The 16,975-nt window shown below is 47.1% G+C and carries 15 protein-coding genes; 2 read left to right on the forward strand and 13 right to left on the reverse strand.

Features of this window, described 5'->3' with window-relative positions:
* Positions 1 to 97: 97 nt before the first annotated feature.
* Genes crcB through MHI12_RS23485 form a run of 4 tightly spaced genes read right to left on the reverse strand, consistent with a single transcriptional unit; the run spans position 98 to position 3,129 of the window.
* Positions 98 to 457, reverse strand: a complete 360-nt coding sequence (crcB, locus tag MHI12_RS23470; RefSeq protein ID WP_405170493.1) for a fluoride efflux transporter CrcB — start codon at positions 455 to 457, stop codon at positions 98 to 100.
* The gene (locus tag MHI12_RS23475) at positions 454 to 855 is read right to left on the reverse strand and encodes a CrcB family protein (protein WP_036674530.1); all 402 of its coding nucleotides are present in this window, start codon (positions 853 to 855) and stop codon (positions 454 to 456) included. The genes crcB and MHI12_RS23475 overlap by 4 nt, the downstream gene beginning before the upstream one ends.
* A 33-nt stretch (positions 856 to 888) precedes the next feature.
* Positions 889 to 2,196 (reverse strand): replication-associated recombination protein A, encoded by a 1,308-nt coding sequence (locus MHI12_RS23480; protein WP_405170494.1) that lies wholly within the window; start codon positions 2,194 to 2,196, stop codon positions 889 to 891.
* Between the two features lie 42 nt (positions 2,197 to 2,238).
* Positions 2,239 to 3,129 carry a LysR family transcriptional regulator gene (locus tag MHI12_RS23485; RefSeq protein WP_405170495.1) on the reverse strand — a complete coding sequence of 297 codons (891 nt, stop codon included), beginning with the start codon at positions 3,127 to 3,129 and terminating at the stop codon, positions 2,239 to 2,241.
* A 136-nt stretch (positions 3,130 to 3,265) separates the two neighbouring features.
* Between MHI12_RS23485 and MHI12_RS23490 the strand changes: the two genes are divergently transcribed.
* Together MHI12_RS23490 and MHI12_RS23495 are read left to right on the forward strand one after the other, a co-directional pair.
* Positions 3,266 to 4,009 carry an SDR family NAD(P)-dependent oxidoreductase gene (locus MHI12_RS23490; protein WP_405170496.1) on the forward strand — a complete coding sequence of 248 codons (744 nt, stop codon included), beginning with the start codon at positions 3,266 to 3,268 and terminating at the stop codon, positions 4,007 to 4,009.
* Positions 4,006 to 4,890, forward strand: a complete 885-nt coding sequence (locus tag MHI12_RS23495) for a DMT family transporter (RefSeq protein WP_405170497.1) — start codon at positions 4,006 to 4,008, stop codon at positions 4,888 to 4,890. The genes MHI12_RS23490 and MHI12_RS23495 overlap by 4 nt, the downstream gene beginning before the upstream one ends.
* A gap of 148 nt (positions 4,891 to 5,038) precedes the next feature.
* Here the strand turns inward: MHI12_RS23495 and MHI12_RS23500 are convergent, their stop codons facing one another.
* The 9 genes from MHI12_RS23500 to hisS form a co-directional block, all read right to left on the reverse strand.
* Positions 5,039 to 7,219 carry a HelD family protein gene (locus MHI12_RS23500; protein ID WP_405170498.1) on the reverse strand — a complete coding sequence of 727 codons (2,181 nt, stop codon included), beginning with the start codon at positions 7,217 to 7,219 and terminating at the stop codon, positions 5,039 to 5,041.
* A gap of 135 nt (positions 7,220 to 7,354) precedes the next feature.
* Positions 7,355 to 7,525 (reverse strand): hypothetical protein, encoded by a 171-nt coding sequence (locus MHI12_RS23505; RefSeq protein WP_405170499.1) that lies wholly within the window; start codon positions 7,523 to 7,525, stop codon positions 7,355 to 7,357.
* Between the two features lie 39 nt (positions 7,526 to 7,564).
* Positions 7,565 to 8,356 carry a DUF4097 family beta strand repeat-containing protein gene (locus tag MHI12_RS23510; RefSeq protein ID WP_405170500.1) on the reverse strand — a complete coding sequence of 264 codons (792 nt, stop codon included), beginning with the start codon at positions 8,354 to 8,356 and terminating at the stop codon, positions 7,565 to 7,567.
* A 36-nt stretch (positions 8,357 to 8,392) separates the two neighbouring features.
* Positions 8,393 to 9,058 carry a TetR/AcrR family transcriptional regulator gene (locus MHI12_RS23515; protein ID WP_405170501.1) on the reverse strand — a complete coding sequence of 222 codons (666 nt, stop codon included), beginning with the start codon at positions 9,056 to 9,058 and terminating at the stop codon, positions 8,393 to 8,395.
* Positions 9,059 to 9,206: 148 nt separating this feature from the next.
* Positions 9,207 to 11,006 (reverse strand): ABC transporter ATP-binding protein, encoded by a 1,800-nt coding sequence (locus MHI12_RS23520; protein WP_405170502.1) that lies wholly within the window; start codon positions 11,004 to 11,006, stop codon positions 9,207 to 9,209.
* A gap of 73 nt (positions 11,007 to 11,079) precedes the next feature.
* A complete protein-coding gene (locus MHI12_RS23525; protein WP_036616916.1) occupies positions 11,080 to 12,378 on the reverse strand; it encodes an NCS2 family permease in 1,299 nt (432 codons plus the stop codon).
* Between the two features lie 432 nt (positions 12,379 to 12,810).
* Positions 12,811 to 13,569, reverse strand: a complete 759-nt coding sequence (locus MHI12_RS23530; RefSeq protein WP_091020457.1) for a ThiF family adenylyltransferase — start codon at positions 13,567 to 13,569, stop codon at positions 12,811 to 12,813.
* Between the two features lie 18 nt (positions 13,570 to 13,587).
* Positions 13,588 to 15,366: an aspartate--tRNA ligase gene (gene aspS / locus MHI12_RS23535; protein WP_076329184.1), complete on the reverse strand. Its 1,779-nt coding sequence runs from the start codon at positions 15,364 to 15,366 to the stop codon at positions 13,588 to 13,590.
* Between the two features lie 219 nt (positions 15,367 to 15,585).
* Complete coding sequence (gene hisS, locus MHI12_RS23540; protein ID WP_192133253.1) at positions 15,586 to 16,839, reverse strand: histidine--tRNA ligase; 1,254 nt, start codon at positions 16,837 to 16,839, stop codon at positions 15,586 to 15,588.
* Positions 16,840 to 16,975 lie beyond the last annotated feature (136 nt).

Raw genomic sequence — 16,975 nt, forward strand, 5'->3', positions numbered from 1 at the left:
ATACCGTGTATCCCTATTAAAAAAGCCGTCTTTCATGTATACCATGAAGGATGGCTTTTTTCCTGCTTATTTTTGCAAAAAAATTAAAAATAGTTCGTTATGCAGTCAACCAGACTCCTGCCCAGGCGGCCAACACCCCAACTACAACCGAACTGATGACGTAGAGCGCCCCGCTTGCATATCGTTGTCGACTCATAAGTCCTAACGTCTCATAACCAAAGGTAGAGAACGTCGTGTACGCACCGCAAAATCCGGTTCCCCAAATCACCCAGATTCCATCTGAGATCATTGCAGATTGGTGCCACCCGTATAACAACCCAAGCAGCAGTGAGCCACTGATGTTGATGATCCATGTTCCCCATGGAAAAGCCATTCCCAGCAAGCCAGAGACCCATTTTCCCAGACTGTAACGCAGTACTGCACCCAGCACACCTGCAAAACCAATCCACAGGATCATGAGGCATCACCCTCTTGTCTTTGTGCTCCCAACATACGATGTCCAAGGCTCATTCCCAGCGCACAGAGCAACAACCCTGCCAACAAACTTACAATCATATAAATAGCGGCACTGATCCATTCGCCCCCTTCGGATAAACGAACAATATCCAGTGTAAACGTGGAGAATGTCGTAAATGCACCAGTAAAACCTGTACCAATCGCAAGTCGAAGTTGTGGTGTTATTTTGCCTGGAACAGCTATGGTAAAGAACCAACCCAAAAAAAGGCTGCCCATCGCATTGATTAACAGCACTGCCCAAGGGAACCCCCCATGGACAGTTGGTATCGCTAACTGTATGGCATATCGGGTTAATGTACCGAGAAATCCACCCGCCCCTATATACAAAAGCTCTTTCATGTTGTGTGCATCTCCCGAGTGATCTGACTGATCTTATAGATCTCTGCGCCGCTGTTGGTTCAGCCTGATCTTCGATTCGTTACCCTGCTCCGTTGCCTCATAGAATACTCTCCGTGAGAGCTGCTTTGGCAAATATTCTTGTTTCACGTAATGCCCCGGATAGTTATGTGGATATTGATAACCCTCATGTCCAAGCTTCACAGCACCCGAGTAATGCGTATCTCGTAAGTGAAGCGGAACTTCTGCCGATTTCACCTCATCAATCGCGTTCATGGCTTTGGAAATGGCGGTGTACACCGCATTGGATTTTGGACTTTCGACCGCGAACAGAATCGCTTGTGCAATGTTCAGCTTGGCTTCAGGCCAGCCGTTATTTCGGTAAGCATCAAGTGCTCCAATCGCCTGAGTCATGGCTTGCGGGTTCGCAAGTCCAATATCTTCACTGCTTGCTGCAATCAGACGCCGAATGAAGGTCATCGGGTCCATGCCGAGCTTCTCCACCGCGTATAGAAACCAAAACAACGCCGCATCGCTGGAACCCCGAATACTCTTGTGAAATGCAGACAGCACATCATACTGTGTGGATTCATCTGCCTTCACAATGGGGCGTCGAATAGACTCCTCAGCTACACTAAGCGTAATATGAATGGACCCATCCATCTCCGGTGGCGTGGTCAACGCAGCCAGTTCAAGCGCATTAAGCGCACGCCGAATATCTCCGTTGGCCATCGTAGCAATATGCTCAAGCGCCTCATCGTCTGCCTGCAGTTCCATGAACCCCAGACCTTTGTCCGCATCGCTCAATGCTCTGCGCATCGCAATTAGGGAATGATCCTTGTTTAGCGATTCTAGCTGAAACAGAGTAGAACGGCTCATCAAGGCCCCATTGACATAATGAAAGGGATTCTCTGTTGTTGCGCCGATAAAAATAATCGTACCCTTCTCTACCGCTGGCAATAACGCATCCTGACGTGAACTGTTAAACCGATGTACCTCGTCGAGGAACAGAATGGTTTTGGTTCCATACAGCTGTTTGTTCGTTTGCGCCTGTTCGATGACTTCACGCACATCCTTAACGGAAGCTTCCACTGCATTCAGACGTACGAACTGTCCTTGCGTTTGCTGAGAAATAATATGTGCCAAGGTTGTCTTGCCACATCCCGGAGGGCCGTATAACAAGATGGACGAAATCTGATCAGCCTCGATGGCGCGCCGGAGTAATTTCCCTGGTCCAATAATATGTTCCTGTCCAATATATTCATCCAGATGCTCAGGCCGCAAGCGGTCCGCGAGCAATCTAGCTTGTGGTTTTGAGTCCTGTTGAAACGAAAATAAATCCATTGCTCATCACTTCCTTAACGGATTGCCTTGCCTTGAATACAATTACACTTCTGATGGTTCTCCACTCTCTATCATATCATACTCTCGCGGTAACATAGCCATAAATGCATGAAGTGCACTGCTGACAAAGGCATCCTTGCGAGTAATAAAATGAGTCATCATGCGATTCATGCCTACGGGGAGTGTATGCGTGCGCAATACTCCATTTTTGATCTGATGCCTAATCACAATCTCTGGTAATAAGGAAATTCCCATACCGGACGTAACTCCACTAATAATCGCTTCAAGGGTTCCGAATTCCATAATTACTGGGCGGGTAACACCACTCATCTCTAACCATTCCTCCAAAACCTGACGATAGGAACACCCCATGCTGTAGACAAGAATAGGTTTACTCTTAAGATCTTCATCCGTAGGACCCATACCAGAATAGACAACAAATAGTTCCTCATCAAATACGGGAATAGAAACGATATCAGGATGATCACAGGGACAGCCTATAAATGCTCCCTCCAATTCATACCCAATAACCTGATCCATAAGCATCTGCGAATTTCCAGTAACCAGTGACAAGGAGACATCTGGATACTGTTTATAATATCTGACGAAAAGTTCCGGTAGTCGCACGGCCGCTGCAGTTTGTGTAGACCCTATTCGCATTGGACCCGCTGGTGTGCTCGTCGCCCGAAGCGCCTTGGAAGCATCATTCAGCAAACCAATAATTTTATCTGCATAGGTCAGCAGCATCTCTCCGGCTGGAGATAACGTCATGCCTCGGTTATGGCGAATGAACAACGTTGTACCCACTTCTGCTTCCAGATGCCGGATTCGTGCCGTTACGTTGGATTGAACATACCCCAGTTTAGAAGCAGCTTTGGTCAGATTCCCTTCCTGTGCAACACACTGAAATATTCTAAGATCCCCGCTCTCCATGGTCCCCCCACTCTGACATCATTCAAAATGATATCCACTTCATTACCAATCATTATACTTCATGTGTAAACCGGACTACAATTCATGTAGATCCCAAACCAGTCATCTGACTGGATGATGATAAGGAGTGTTCAGCATGACATACTGGAAAAATAGAGTTGCTCTGATCACAGGTGGTGGAACAGGTATAGGCCGTGCTGTAAGTGAGATGCTCGCTGAACGCGGAGCCTTAGTCGCTGTCAACTATTCCCGCTCACAAGATGCAGCAAACGAGACTGTTCAACACATTCTGAATACGGGAGGCCAGGCATTCGCCGTTCAAGCTAATGTTGCCAATGATCTTGATGTCCGGCGGATGGTCACTACAGTAACTGAAACCTATGGCCCGATCACTGCACTTGTAAATAACGCTGGAATCACGCACCATATCCCCATGCACGATCTGGAGTCTGTTACAGATGACGTCTGGAATGAGCTGCTTGATGTGAATGTGAAAGGCATGTTTCATTGCGCTCGTGCCGTGACGGAAGGCATGAGACAGGCTGCCGGTGGTTCTATCGTGAATTTGGGCAGCATCGCAGGCAGTACAGGCTCGGGCTCCTCCCTCCCTTACGCCGTCTCCAAAGCGGCAGTTCATGGGCTGACCTTATCACTTGCGCACGCACTCTCACCACACATTCGGGTGAATGCCATCGTCCCTGGCGCAGTTGCTACAAGGTGGTGGGCTGGAAACGAGGAGCGAATGTATCGTCTTGGCGGAGAAGTGTTATTACAGCATATTGCCTCACCTGAAGATATCGCACACATGATCTATGCTGCGCTGGAACAGCAATCCATGACCGGGCAGCTAATTACTGTAGATAGCGGACAGACGTTATGAGCTCCAGTCATGATAGAGATACCCGGATTATCAAACCATTGAAATATACACTATTGATCATTTTGACAACGTTAATCATGGGCACTTCATTTCCAGTTGGCAAGATCGGCATGTTATATGCCCCACCTTTCCTGCTCATGGGCATACGTTATATACTGGCAGGTGGCTTGATGGCCTTGTTCCTTCGTAAACGTCCTCTGCCTACTGGATGGCAGTCATGGTTGAAAATAATCCTTATTGGCCTGTTCCAATCCGCAGGAGTGATGGGCTGCGCCTACTACAGCATGAACTGGATTACATCCGGTGAATCCGCCATTATTACGTTTACCAATCCGCTACTGGTCATTATCCTCAGTGCTCTCTTATATAGAGTGACCTACCGTTTCAGTCAGTGGATCGGTGTTATACTCGGTTTCATCGGGATTATGTTAACCTTTGGATGGCAGATGAGCTTTAGTCCTGGAACCTGGATTGGATTTGGTGGTGCGATCTCCTTTGCCGTGTCCACATTGCTCATCAAACGCTGGGGCGATGGCTACGATACTTTTGTCTTAACAGCCTATCAGATGCTCGCGGGAGGTGCTGCGTTGCTTCTGCTGAGCGTATGGACTGAACAGCCTCACTTTATGGTCAATACCACCTCGGTTATGGCGCTGCTCTGGTTAACGCTTGTTTGCTCCATCATTCAGTTCTCACTCTGGTTTTATCTGCTTCAGAATAGTGACCCAGCCCAAACCAGTTCGTATCTGTTTCTGGCGCCGTTCTTTGGTGTATTATCGAGTTGGATTTTGCTGGGAGAACACGTTCAGTGGTTTGCATTGGCAGGCGGTTTATTTATTGGTGTTGGCATATTCCTGGTGAACCGTCGCTCATCTAAATGAGAAATAGCGTAACATAAACTTGCACTTCTTCATCGTTCTTCCTTGGAAGATTAATCATTTCTCACACAAAAGCAAAAAAGGCATGCGCTTATGGGACTTTCCCATGAACGTCATGCCTTTTGTTGTTTGTTGTATAAGTAAACTCTATTTAACCAAGCTCTGGCCAACCCTGAATGGTTACGGGTTCGCCATCGGGATTATGTGTTGCAGCCGCATAGATTGGCAGTACACCGTCATGGAACAACCACAACTCGTGCAAGGCCCGTGTACAACCAACGTACAACAGCTTTGCATCACCCGCATTTGGCAAATAATGCTTCTGGTCTACGTCTGCCACAATAACGGCATCAAACTCCAACCCTTTGGACAGATAGACAGGCAAAACGGAGTGTCCACCCGTGTACTGCTTTTTGCCACCATCGATCAGGTTTAGATCCCAGCCTGCGGCCTGTAGGTCACGGTGAAGTTCCTCTGCTTCATGCAGTGTACGGGTCAGGATGGAGACCGTTCGGTAGTCTTTAACGGTTAACACCTTCAAAGCCTCTTCAAGGCTCGCCGTCCGCCCTTCGCCTCCATATGCTAATGTCCGAACCGGATCACCACTACGGAAAACAGGAATCGCCGTAATCCCGCTCTTGACACCACGTTCCAGAATCGTGTTTGCATAATCGATGATTTCCATTGTTGAACGATAACTTCGGGTCAATGCAAAGTATGCATTCTGTTCCTCAGGAAATAGAGAACTCATCTCTTCCCACGCATGAACACCACGGTACTCATGAATCCCTTGGGACAAGTCACCCAGTATGGTGAAGGAATGCCCTTTGACGAAACGATCCAATAACGCCACATGGAAAGGTGAAAAGTCCTGGGCTTCATCGATCACAATATGGTCGAATCGCTCCGAACCCTCAATATCATGGACCAATGTATGAATGTATACCAATGCAGGCAGATCCTCTTCACGGACGATATCCTGTTTCAGATCTGTTGCCGTTTGTTTCATGACTAGTTTTGGAATAAGCCCACTGAGCGAGGCTGGCACAGAGCCGCCCTTTGCAGCTTTGAACAGCTGTTTGTATAATGTAAGCGGCTCGTATTGAGGCCATTTTTTGGCATAAGCTTTCTCACGAGTAGACGCTTTTTTCTTGCGTTCTTTGCGCACAGCTTCTGGCATCGGTTTCTTAAGTTCCATCTCAATCCAGCGGTGAACCCGCGCCATGACCCGTTCTTTGCGTTTGGCCAGCGGATAATGTTTGTATTCCTCACCGAACCAGTTCTCGATCTCCGTCTTGCTGAGCACCTTACCATCCCATGGACTGAAGTCCATATCCGGTACGGAATCCGCTTCCATCCCCGAGAGCCACTCTCGAATAAGCTCCATGAAACGGATCGATCCTTTGTAACGTCCAGGTACATCATCATTCAATTCAGGCCGTGCATCAGGTGTTTCGAACCAGGTGTTCAAAGTATCCGACGTATTCGCCAAAGGCATCTCCAGCCCCAGCAGGTTCATCGCCCAATCCGGGAATGTCCGCTGCTGGATGTCCCCCACTCCGAGTTCCGGAAGCACATCCGAGATGTAATCCAGGAACATGTGGTTGGGTGCAAAAATAACCATTTTCTCCGCAGATACTTGCTCCTTGTACTGATACAGCAAAAAGGCAAGCCGATGTAGGGCAACCGTTGTTTTCCCAGATCCCGCTACACCTTGAATGATCAATGCGGTGTTTCTAGCCGCACGAATGATCAGATCCTGCTCCGCCTGAATCGTAGATACGATATCACGCAGTTTGTTATCCTTGTTCTCTCCCAGACGATAAACGAGGAATTCATCAGATACCGCTGGCTGGTCGCTGTCACGGTTATATGTATCCGCCACACGTTCCAATATCCGCTGCCGAATGACAACGTTTCTTTTCAAATATACGAGACCTTCAATAAGACCTTCCGGGGCTTCATACGTAGCGGAGGCTTCGCCTCCGGTAAATGAGTAAAACAGGCTGGCGACAGGAGCACGCCAATCGATGACGAGCGGATGCTCTCCCACCTCTTCGCGGTCTACGCCGATTTTGCCAATATACAGCGGTTTCCGTGCACCACTGCCCTGTTCTTCGAAATCCAAGCGTCCGAAATAGGGTTGCTGCGCGCTCTTGGACAAGGCGGTGCGGCGCTCTTCGCGTCCAGCTTCCAGCACTTGTTCTGTGAAGTCGTGGCCGGTATACACCGGAATGTTCTGCAGCCGTTCTAGCTGACTATCCACTTCCTCCATCGTTCGCTCTAACCTGTACTCTTCTTCTTGATAGGCACTTTGAAAGCTGTCTGACATGTTTCAGTTACCTCCTAAGAATATGTTTTGCTCTGCATCGCCTAGATCTGGAAATACAAAAGGATACTTACTATATCACATAGGGCAATTGAAAGCCACATCCGTTTTGTTGGCTTACTTTTGTAAGACATGATCTCATCTGAATTGATAATTAATGATGGCACTGACAAGCGCACAACAACCAAACAAAATAAACCACCAGGCCCACTTGTTTCTGGCCTGCCTGCGCCTGCCGTTCAATGCGCCGTTAATCCCAATTAGCAGTACGATGGAGGAAAAGCTGATTCCTACGATCCAACCAGCCATGATATCTGCCCCCTTTGTTTTCAGTACACGATCGGTGTCTCATTTCCTGGATTTCAGATGAAAAGCTCCTCCTCGAATATCCACTTGGAATTCACTTTTTCCACTTTTGTGTATTAGATTATTGCTGTCCCCATGAAGGGGAGTCAGATCATATTCACTTTTTAATGCTCCTGATCTTTCTTTAAGTATAATTTGGAAACCTTCGTTATCTGGGATGGAAATCACTACTTTTGATCCTGTGGATACGGAATGCAAGCTCTCCGGCATCTTGAGACAATCCATATTCAATCCTCTGCCTGTAGTTGTATACTGCAAGTGACGGAATTCCCCTGATATGTCGATCTTGGCTGAATGGGATTGAAGATTGAATTTATCTGCACTAAGGTGCTGCCCTTTCACTACGGATGCCAATGCGCACAGTTCAAGCTCATCCATCCTCCCTGATAGATCTACACGACCTGAGGTGATCTTACATTGACAGCGAGTGGCCAGAAGCCGATTCAACCGGAGGTGTCCTCCTGTGGAGATCAGCGAAATACTGTTAAAAACCCGAGCTGGTACATGAATCTTCAATGCTGTTCTACCTACATTTAACCCGATGAGTCCTCTCCTTTTTCTCCCGTCCACAATGCTTAAGGTATCCCCTCGTATGTTAACTTGCATCAGCCTTCGCTTGGAAAACCACGCATCCGCATATTGCATAACGTGAATCAGTTCATCCACACTCGGAAGAACTCTGATATCTCCTGACAACCAATTTAGCTGTATATCTTGAATGGGTTGATCAATGTCTATGCTCTTGCATATGGCAAGCTCACTACTTTTCAACATCTTCTCCCTCTCCATTTCAAACAATCAGGTATATGTTTATTCCGCCTCCGCATAGCCTCCTGTGCTGGCATGGCGATTCGTAATTCGCTGAATGAGCTGTTCGCTAACGATATCTGCTCCCAAGAGCTTCATCATGTGTTGCAAAAACTTAAGCCTTTCCAATGTCTGCTCCTGATCTCTGCCAAATAGAAGAGGGTTGATCCAGATGTTGACGAGCAGCATGAAGATTTCAGCACACTCCAGCGGATATTCGACTGAAATGGACCCATCTTCCTTGCCTTGCTCCATAATGTCGGCAATAATTTGAGCATCCTTCAGAATACCTTTTCTTATGCCGCCAAGAACAAACTGCGGATTCTTGATCTGAGTGCTAAGAACCTGATCAATTGAGTTAGACTGAATTCCAGGATCAACGATAACATTTTCCAAAATACTGATGAGCTTCTGTCTGGCATTTGGAGCATGCGTGTTCTGGATGAGTTCCATAAACATGTCTTCTGCCCGCCCAAGCTCCTTCTCCATCACTGCACTAAGGATATCCTCCTTGGACTTGAAATGATGATATATTGCACCTTTGGACATACCTAATTTTTCTATAATGTCTTGAATACTGGTCTTTTCATATCCCTTTTCGGTAAACATTTGAGTTGAGACTGCCAGAATCAGGTCCAGTGTCTGCTCAGGGTATTTATTTCTAGCCATAAGTTCCTCCTTATTCATACCAACGGTCGGTATCCACAATATAGATTATGTTGGTCTTAATGTCAATATGAGGAATTTAAACAAAAAGAAAAAAGGATCTCCGTTGAAATACCTCATGGGTATAACGGAGACCCTCCAATAATGGAGATTACTCTTCTATTTGTACTATTGCTGCGTTGCCTTCCTGTGCCACAAACTGCTTCTGTGCCAATTCACGATATACCGGATGATTGCTAATTAATTCCGTATGCGTTCCTGTTCCGGTAACATGTCCATGCTCCAATACAACAATTTGATCGGAATCCACCACTGTGGACAAACGGTGCGCGATCACGATCGTGGTTCTGCCTTCCATCAGGTTGGACAAAGCCTGTTGTACTTCATACTCCGAGGTGCTATCCAAACTGGATGTTGCTTCATCCAACATAAGAATATCCGGACTGCGCAGTAAGGCTCGAGCAATAGCAATTCGCTGACGTTGCCCCCCGGATAACTTGATTCCTCTCTCGCCCACTTCCGTGTCATAACCCTGTGGCAGCTTGTCTATGAAGTCGGCAGAATAGGCCATCTCAGCAGCTCGCCTTATCTCATCCATCGTGACCTCACGGCCCAATCCGTACGTGATATTGTCTTTGATCGTACCCGCCATAAGTGGACTTTCCTGAGATACATACCCGATCTTGCTGCGCCAGGAGGCTAACGAATATTCCGTTATGGCTTGTCCCCCATATGAAATATGGCCTGAGTCGGGCATATAAAACTGCTCCATCAAGGAGAACAGTGTTGATTTGCCGCTACCGCTTGGACCGACAATGGCAGTCACCTTGCGCGTGGGAACCGTCAGATTGATTCCGTGCAGCACTTCCTCACCTGTGACATAGGAAAAGTGTACATCATGGAATGCAATCGTCTCATTTCCTTTTGGCGCTACCTTGGTGCTGTCATGTGGCTCTTCTTCATCAGCAAGAATAGCTTGTATGCGCTCTGTTGCACCTACAACTTTCTGTAACCGGGAGTATAACGTTGTGAATTGTCCCATTGGCATAATAACCTGGAACAACAGCAAAATGAACGCAACCAGTTCACCAGGCGACAACAGTCCAGACGCTACGCGCATTCCCCCCACACCCAGAATAACGACTAGAACGGCAGTCATGACAAATGTAAACAAAGGACCGATCAGAGCAAGAATGCGTGCTTCCTGCAAGCCAAAAGCAAACATTTTACGAATCCGGGAATCCCCTGCTTCCACTTCCTGTTTCTCCGTGCCGTAGGCTTTTACCAAGCGAATCTCGCCAATAACCTGACTGAGCACGGACGTAAGACCTGCCATCTCGTCCTGCTGTTTCTTGGAGATCTTGTACATTTTCTTCCCGACCGGTAACAGAATCAACAGCGTAAGTGGCACCAGACTCAGAATAATGAGCGACATCACCCAGTCCAAATAGAACAGTAACGCCACGCCACCTACAACAGCAACGATGTTGGATACAAAGGAAACCAGATAATCCGCGATCAACGTCATGATCTGGCTTGTATCATTCGTAATCCGACTCATCGTATCGCCTGTGCGGTTACGATCAAAATACGGCATTCGTAGCGACAATACCTTGTTCCACAGCTTCGTGCGTAGTGTTGCGACCACGCGTTGTCCTGCGTAATTTAACATATAAATGCTGATACCCGAGGCAATCGCCTGAATCACAAATGCCCCCAGCAACAATAAAATCACAGATTTGTTCAATGCCGAAGTGGTAAGTCCATCAATCAGACCTTTGGTCATCAATGGAACGATCAGTCCGGCTGTTGTTTGAATCAGGGTTAAGATGAGGGCAAGAATCAAAATCAGTTTTGGCGGATTCGTGGAAGCGATAAGCTTGACGAAATCCTTAAATCCCTTTTTTCCTACCTTCGGTTCATTCTGCCCTGTTTGTTGCTGCTCTTCCATTCCCGTTCCTCCCGTTCTCCATCTGCTCACCAGAGATCATACGTATGAACTTACATGACGTTGCCTTTTGTTATTACAAAACTCCATGCAACACAAAATTGGCTAAAAAGAGGATGGAAATGCCATACATGACCACAGGCACCTGTTTACCTTGACCTGCTGCCAGCTTCGCTAATGGATAGGCAATGAATCCAAACGCCATACCGTCCACGATGCTATATGTAAATGGAATCATGACCATTATCAGAAATGCTGGGAATGCCTCTGTGAAGTCACCAAAATCCATATCTTTCACACCTTGCACCATCAGGCCACCAATAATGATCAAAATGGGAGCAATTGCACTGTCTGGAATATAACCGAGTAGCGGAATGAAGAAAAAAGTAGCTCCGAATAACACGGCTGTAACGAGCGGAGTCAAACCTGTGCGACCGCCTGCTGCAATTCCGGCTGTAGTCTCGGCTGCGGCAACCGGAGGACTACTTCCGAATACACCTGCCAGCACGGTGCTAATGGATAGAGCACGCAGACTACCTTTGAACCGCTCTGGACGACCAATCATCTGTGTCTGAGCCGTAATTAATCCGATATTTTCGAACACCACAATGAGCAGTAGCAAAAATACCGCGATCCAGAAGGCAACATCAGCCAGCTTCATCAAAGACAATTCGCCAAATAACCCACCGTATTGACGCAGCGCATCCATCGCTGATACGGACTCACCCGGGTTCACTGCACCAAGTACATAGGCAAGACCTGTCCCGACCAGAATACTGATCAGAAGTCCACCCTGTACGTTCCGTATAAATAAAATCAAGGCAAGCACCAGCGTAACGCAGGCTGTAATGACGTTCGGATCATTGAAGTGCCCAATCGCAACAAACGTAGTCTGGTGTGCGATGACAATTCCACTTTTTTGTAAACCGATAAATGTCAGAAACAAACCTATTCCCACCGTAATCCCGTGTTGCAGATTTTTCGGGATTGCTTCGCTGATCATTTTGTATAGTGACGTAAACGCAACAATGGCAAACAGTATACCTGTAACGGTTACAACGGCCAGCGCTTCTTGCCAGCTTAATTTCATGGAATGTACAAGTGTATACGTAAAAAATGCATTAATCCCCATTCCGGGTACTACGATAATGGGTGATTTTCCGCCAAATGCCATGAGCAAACAGCCTGCAATGGACGTCAGCAGGGTTCCAACCATGGCCGCCTGTAAGGGCATCCCGGCATCGGAAAGAATTGTAGCATTGACCATAACGATATAGACCACGGCAAAATAGGAAATGGCTCCCGCCACAACTTCCTTCTTCCACTGGTCTCCTGGCTCCATGCCAAGACGTCTGGTCATCCATCCGTGTTTCATTTCGTTCTATTCCCCTCTCTCTAATTATAAATTCAACTAAAGAATGTTTACACTTGCCACTCCGATGACAGAATAACCTTTCGATCGCTGTTATCCCCAGATTTTTTGCATTTCCTTCTCTAAGGGGAAAACCCGGTGATAGCGTATGCTTCCGATGTAGCTTTTTTCTGTCCTCTCCGTTCTCGTGTAAAAAGTTAAGTTGAACCTATATGACCGTAAATTCATTATGTATGTATCATCATTTCGCGCAGCAGTGAATATCATACACGGTTTTGACTTTGAAGTACATGACGTAACTCTGACATTTATTTAGGAATACAGTTCGGCTATCATAGACGATTGACGTCCCATCCGCTCCGGTCTTGCGAAGTATGTTCACACAAAAAAGCGCAGATGCCTTATCGGCATCCACGCTGTTCTGTTGGCAGCAAGTTACTGCTGCTTGTTCTCTGCAATTTCTAACAAATCCTTAATCGCAACACTGACCATAATCAGTCCGGCTACCGGAGGCACAAATGAGTTACTCGCAGGTGGCTGTTTAGCCTTGCGAATTTCCGGAGCATTCTCGGGAACGATTTTTTGTGTTACGTCCTCACGCGGTTTCATCGGCTTTTCAGTCGAGAAGACCACTTTCACACCTTTTTTGATGCCGTCTTTACGAAGTGTGGTACGTACAACACGGGCAATCGGGTCCATGGTCGTTTTCGAAATATCCGCAACCTGGAATTTCGTTGGATCCATTTTATTCGCCGCACCCATGCTGGATATCATCGGAATTTTACGTTTCAGGCACTCTTTAATGAGATGGATTTTGTAAATAATCGTGTCGGATGCATCCAGCACATAATCCAGTTCATATTTGAACAATTCCTCATACGTCTCTTCCGTGTAAAACATATTTAATGCAATTGCATCACATTCCGGATTGATCAGTTTCACACGTTCCACCATCAGATCCGCTTTTTTCTGCCCCACTGTCGTAGTCAGAGCATGAATCTGGCGGTTAATGTTGGTGATGTCCACGACGTCTTTATCAATCAGGATGATGCGCCCAACGCCGCTACGGGCAAGAGCTTCTACAGCAATACCACCTACGCCGCCAATACCGAGCACAGCGACTGTACTATTCTTTAATGCATCCAGACCTTCAGGTCCGATCGCAAGTTCTGTTCTTGAAAATTGATGGAGCATTGAGAATCGATGCCTCCTTTATTTCTTTTCCGCTACCGGTTTACGGGCTACACGGATGTGAAGTTGTTCCAATTGAGAGTCATCCACTTCGGATGGTGCATTCATGAGCAGATCCGTTGCACTTGCCGTTTTCGGGAAGGCAATCGTTTCACGTAGATTTGTGCGGCCTGCCAGCAACATCACGAGACGGTCCAGACCAAAGGCAATACCACCATGCGGTGGAGTTCCATATTCGAATGCTTCCAACAGATAGCCGAATTTCTCATTCGCTACTTCTGGTGAGAGTCCAAGGGCAGCAAACATTTTCTCCTGAACATCACGTTTGTAGATACGCATTGAACCGCCACCTACTTCATAACCATTGAGAACAAGGTCATAGGCTTGAGCGCGGATTGCACCTGGATCTGTGTCAAACAGATGTACATCTTCGTCTTTTGGACGAGTGAACGGATGGTGTTCTGCCACATAACGTTTCGCATCTTCATCATATCCGAGGAGCGGGAAGTCCACAACCCAAGCAAATTTGAATTTGCTGTCATCGATCAGTCCGAGTTGACGGCCGATTTTCAGACGCAATGCGCCCAGAACGTCAGCAACCACTTTTTTAGTGTCTGCGGAGAAGAGCAACAAGTCGCCATCTTCAGCACCAGTACGTTCTTTGACAGCTTCGATTTCTTCAGGCGTGAAGAACTTCACGATTGGCCCTTTGAACTCGCCGTCTTTTACTTGAATCCAAGCCAGACCTTTCGCACCGTAACGTGCAGCAAATGGTCCGAGATCATCGATCTCTTTACGGCTCCATGTGCCACAGCCTTTAGCGTTCAGCACTTTCACTTCTCCACCTTTTTCGATGACGGAAGCAAATACTTTCACACCACTGTTTGCTACGATATCGTTCATTTCAACCAGTTCCATACCAAAGCGCAGATCTGGTTTGTCTGAACCGTATTTACCCATTGCATCTGCATACGTAATCCGTTGGAAAGGCAATTCAAGCTCAATGCCTTTTGTTTCACGCAACAATTTGGCCATCAGTTCTTCCATCATTGGCAGCAGGTCATCCTGTTGCAAGAAAGAAGTCTCGATGTCGACTTGAGTGAATTCTGGTTGACGGTCTGCACGCAGATCCTCATCCCGGAAACAGCGAGCGATCTGATAATAACGCTCAACGCCACCCACCATCAGCAATTGTTTGTAGATTTGTGGGGATTGTGGCAAGGCGAAGAATTCACCTTCATGCACACGGCTCGGTACGAGATAATCACGCGCACCTTCCGGGGAGCTCTTAGTCAGGATCGGTGTTTCCACTTCAACGAACTCTTCTCCATCCAGGTAGTCACGGAACACTTTGGATGCTTTGGAACGCAGTTTCAATGTTTCGAACATTTCCGGACGACGCAGGTCCAGGTAACGATATTTCAAACGAAGGGATTCATCAACTTCGACACCATCTTCAATGAAGAATGGAGGTGTTTTGGCTGCATTGAGCACTTCGATTTCTGTGATTTGAACTTCAATTTCGCCAGTAGGCAGGTTTTTGTTAACTGTTTCTGCATCACGTTTAACAACTTTACCCGTTACAGCGATAACATACTCGCTACGTACGCGATCTGCGATTTGCAGAGCCTCACCGGAATAAGCCGGGTTAAAGACAACTTGTACAATCCCGCTGCGATCACGCAGATCGATGAAGAGTACGCCCCCCAAGTCACGGCGGGTCTGAACCCAACCGTTCAATGTTACTGTTTCACCGATGTGTGCGGGTGTTAATGCGCCGCAATGATGACTTCTTTTCATAACCAAACTCCTCATTATGTGAATTTCCGTTCTGTATGGGCAGTTAGTGCCTGCTCTTCAACAGTCCGGTTACGTGTAGATCATGTATTCGAAAAGGCATGTTACCTCTGGCTCGCCAACTTACGCTTAATTTGGAATCGTCGGTGAACCTCAGTACTTTTGCCGGATCAATTGTGTTACTCGAAAGGAAAATTTTGATCTTAATGTCGTACTTCGTGCTTATTTACCTTCGCGAATTGCCGTTACCAGATCATCAAGCTTCACGGTTTGTTGCTCACCCGTATCCATCGACTTGAGGGCGATCTCACCACGCTCCAGCTCGTCATCACCAAGGATGGCAGTGTAGCGGGATTTGAAACGGTCAGCTGATTTCATCTGTGCTTTCATCTTGCGGCCCAGATAATCACGTTCCCCAGACAGTCCAGACTGACGAAGTTTGAACAACAGTCGGTTCACTTCACGATCAGCAGCCTCTCCCAGAGCAACAAAGTATACATCCAGTGGAGCCAGCGTAGTAACCTCAATGTTTTGGTGCTCCAGAATCAGTTGAATACGCTCCAGACCAATACCGAAGCCGATGCCTGGCTGATCAGGTCCGCCGATATCTCCAACGAGACCATTGTACCGACCACCGCCGCCAACCGTATCTATTGCTCCAATCCCTTGGGCTTTTAATTCAAAAGCAGTTAGCGTGTAATAATCCAAGCCCCGAACCAGACGATTGTTCACAGCATAATCCACACCGAAATCATCCAGGTATGCCTGTAGCTTGGCAAAATGATTCAAAGACTCTTCATCCAGACTATCCAGTATCGACGGTGCCCCTACGAATTTGTCCTGATCGACTTTACAGTCGAGTACACGCAGCGGATTACGCTCCATGCGTGACTGACAGTCCTTACACAGGCTGTCTTTCATCGGTCTGAGGAACCCAAGTAACGTCTCGCGGTATTCTGCACGGCTGGTTGAATTACCAACGGAGTTGATTTCCACTTTGACATCCTTCAAGCCGAGTTCTACGCACAACTGGTAGCCCAGTGCAATTACTTCCGCATCAATTGCCGGGTCCAGCGCACCGATGGCTTCTACACCAAACTGGTGAAACTGACGCTGACGGCCTGCCTGCGGACGCTCGTACCGGAACATTGGACCGATGTAATACAGCTTGCTCACATCCGGTTCGCCGTAGATTTTATTCTCTACATACGCACGGACAACACCCGCTGTTCCCTCCGGACGAAGAGTCATGCTGCGATTACCTTTGTCATCAAAGGTATACATTTCTTTCTCAACGATATCGGTAGTCTCTCCTACACCGCGTACAAATAAAGAAGTCTGTTCGAAGATCGGTGTACGAATCTCACGGTAATTAAACCGTCGACACAGATCTCGTGCTTTTTCTTCTACGTACTGCCATTTCTCGACAACTCCAGGCAGTAAGTCCTGCGTTCCAGTCGGTTTTTGAAAAGCCATCTTGATCCCTCCAGCATTGATTTTTTTCTCTAAAAGTTAAAAAATTCTACACGTGATCACTGCGCGGGCAGAACAACCTTACAATCGCTGTTATCCCCAGATTTTTTGAATTAATTTTATAATGTGGAAATCGGGT

The organism is Paenibacillus sp. FSL H8-0280 (assembly GCF_045040665.1).
Lineage (GTDB): Bacteria > Bacillota > Bacilli > Paenibacillales > Paenibacillaceae > Paenibacillus > Paenibacillus xylanexedens_A.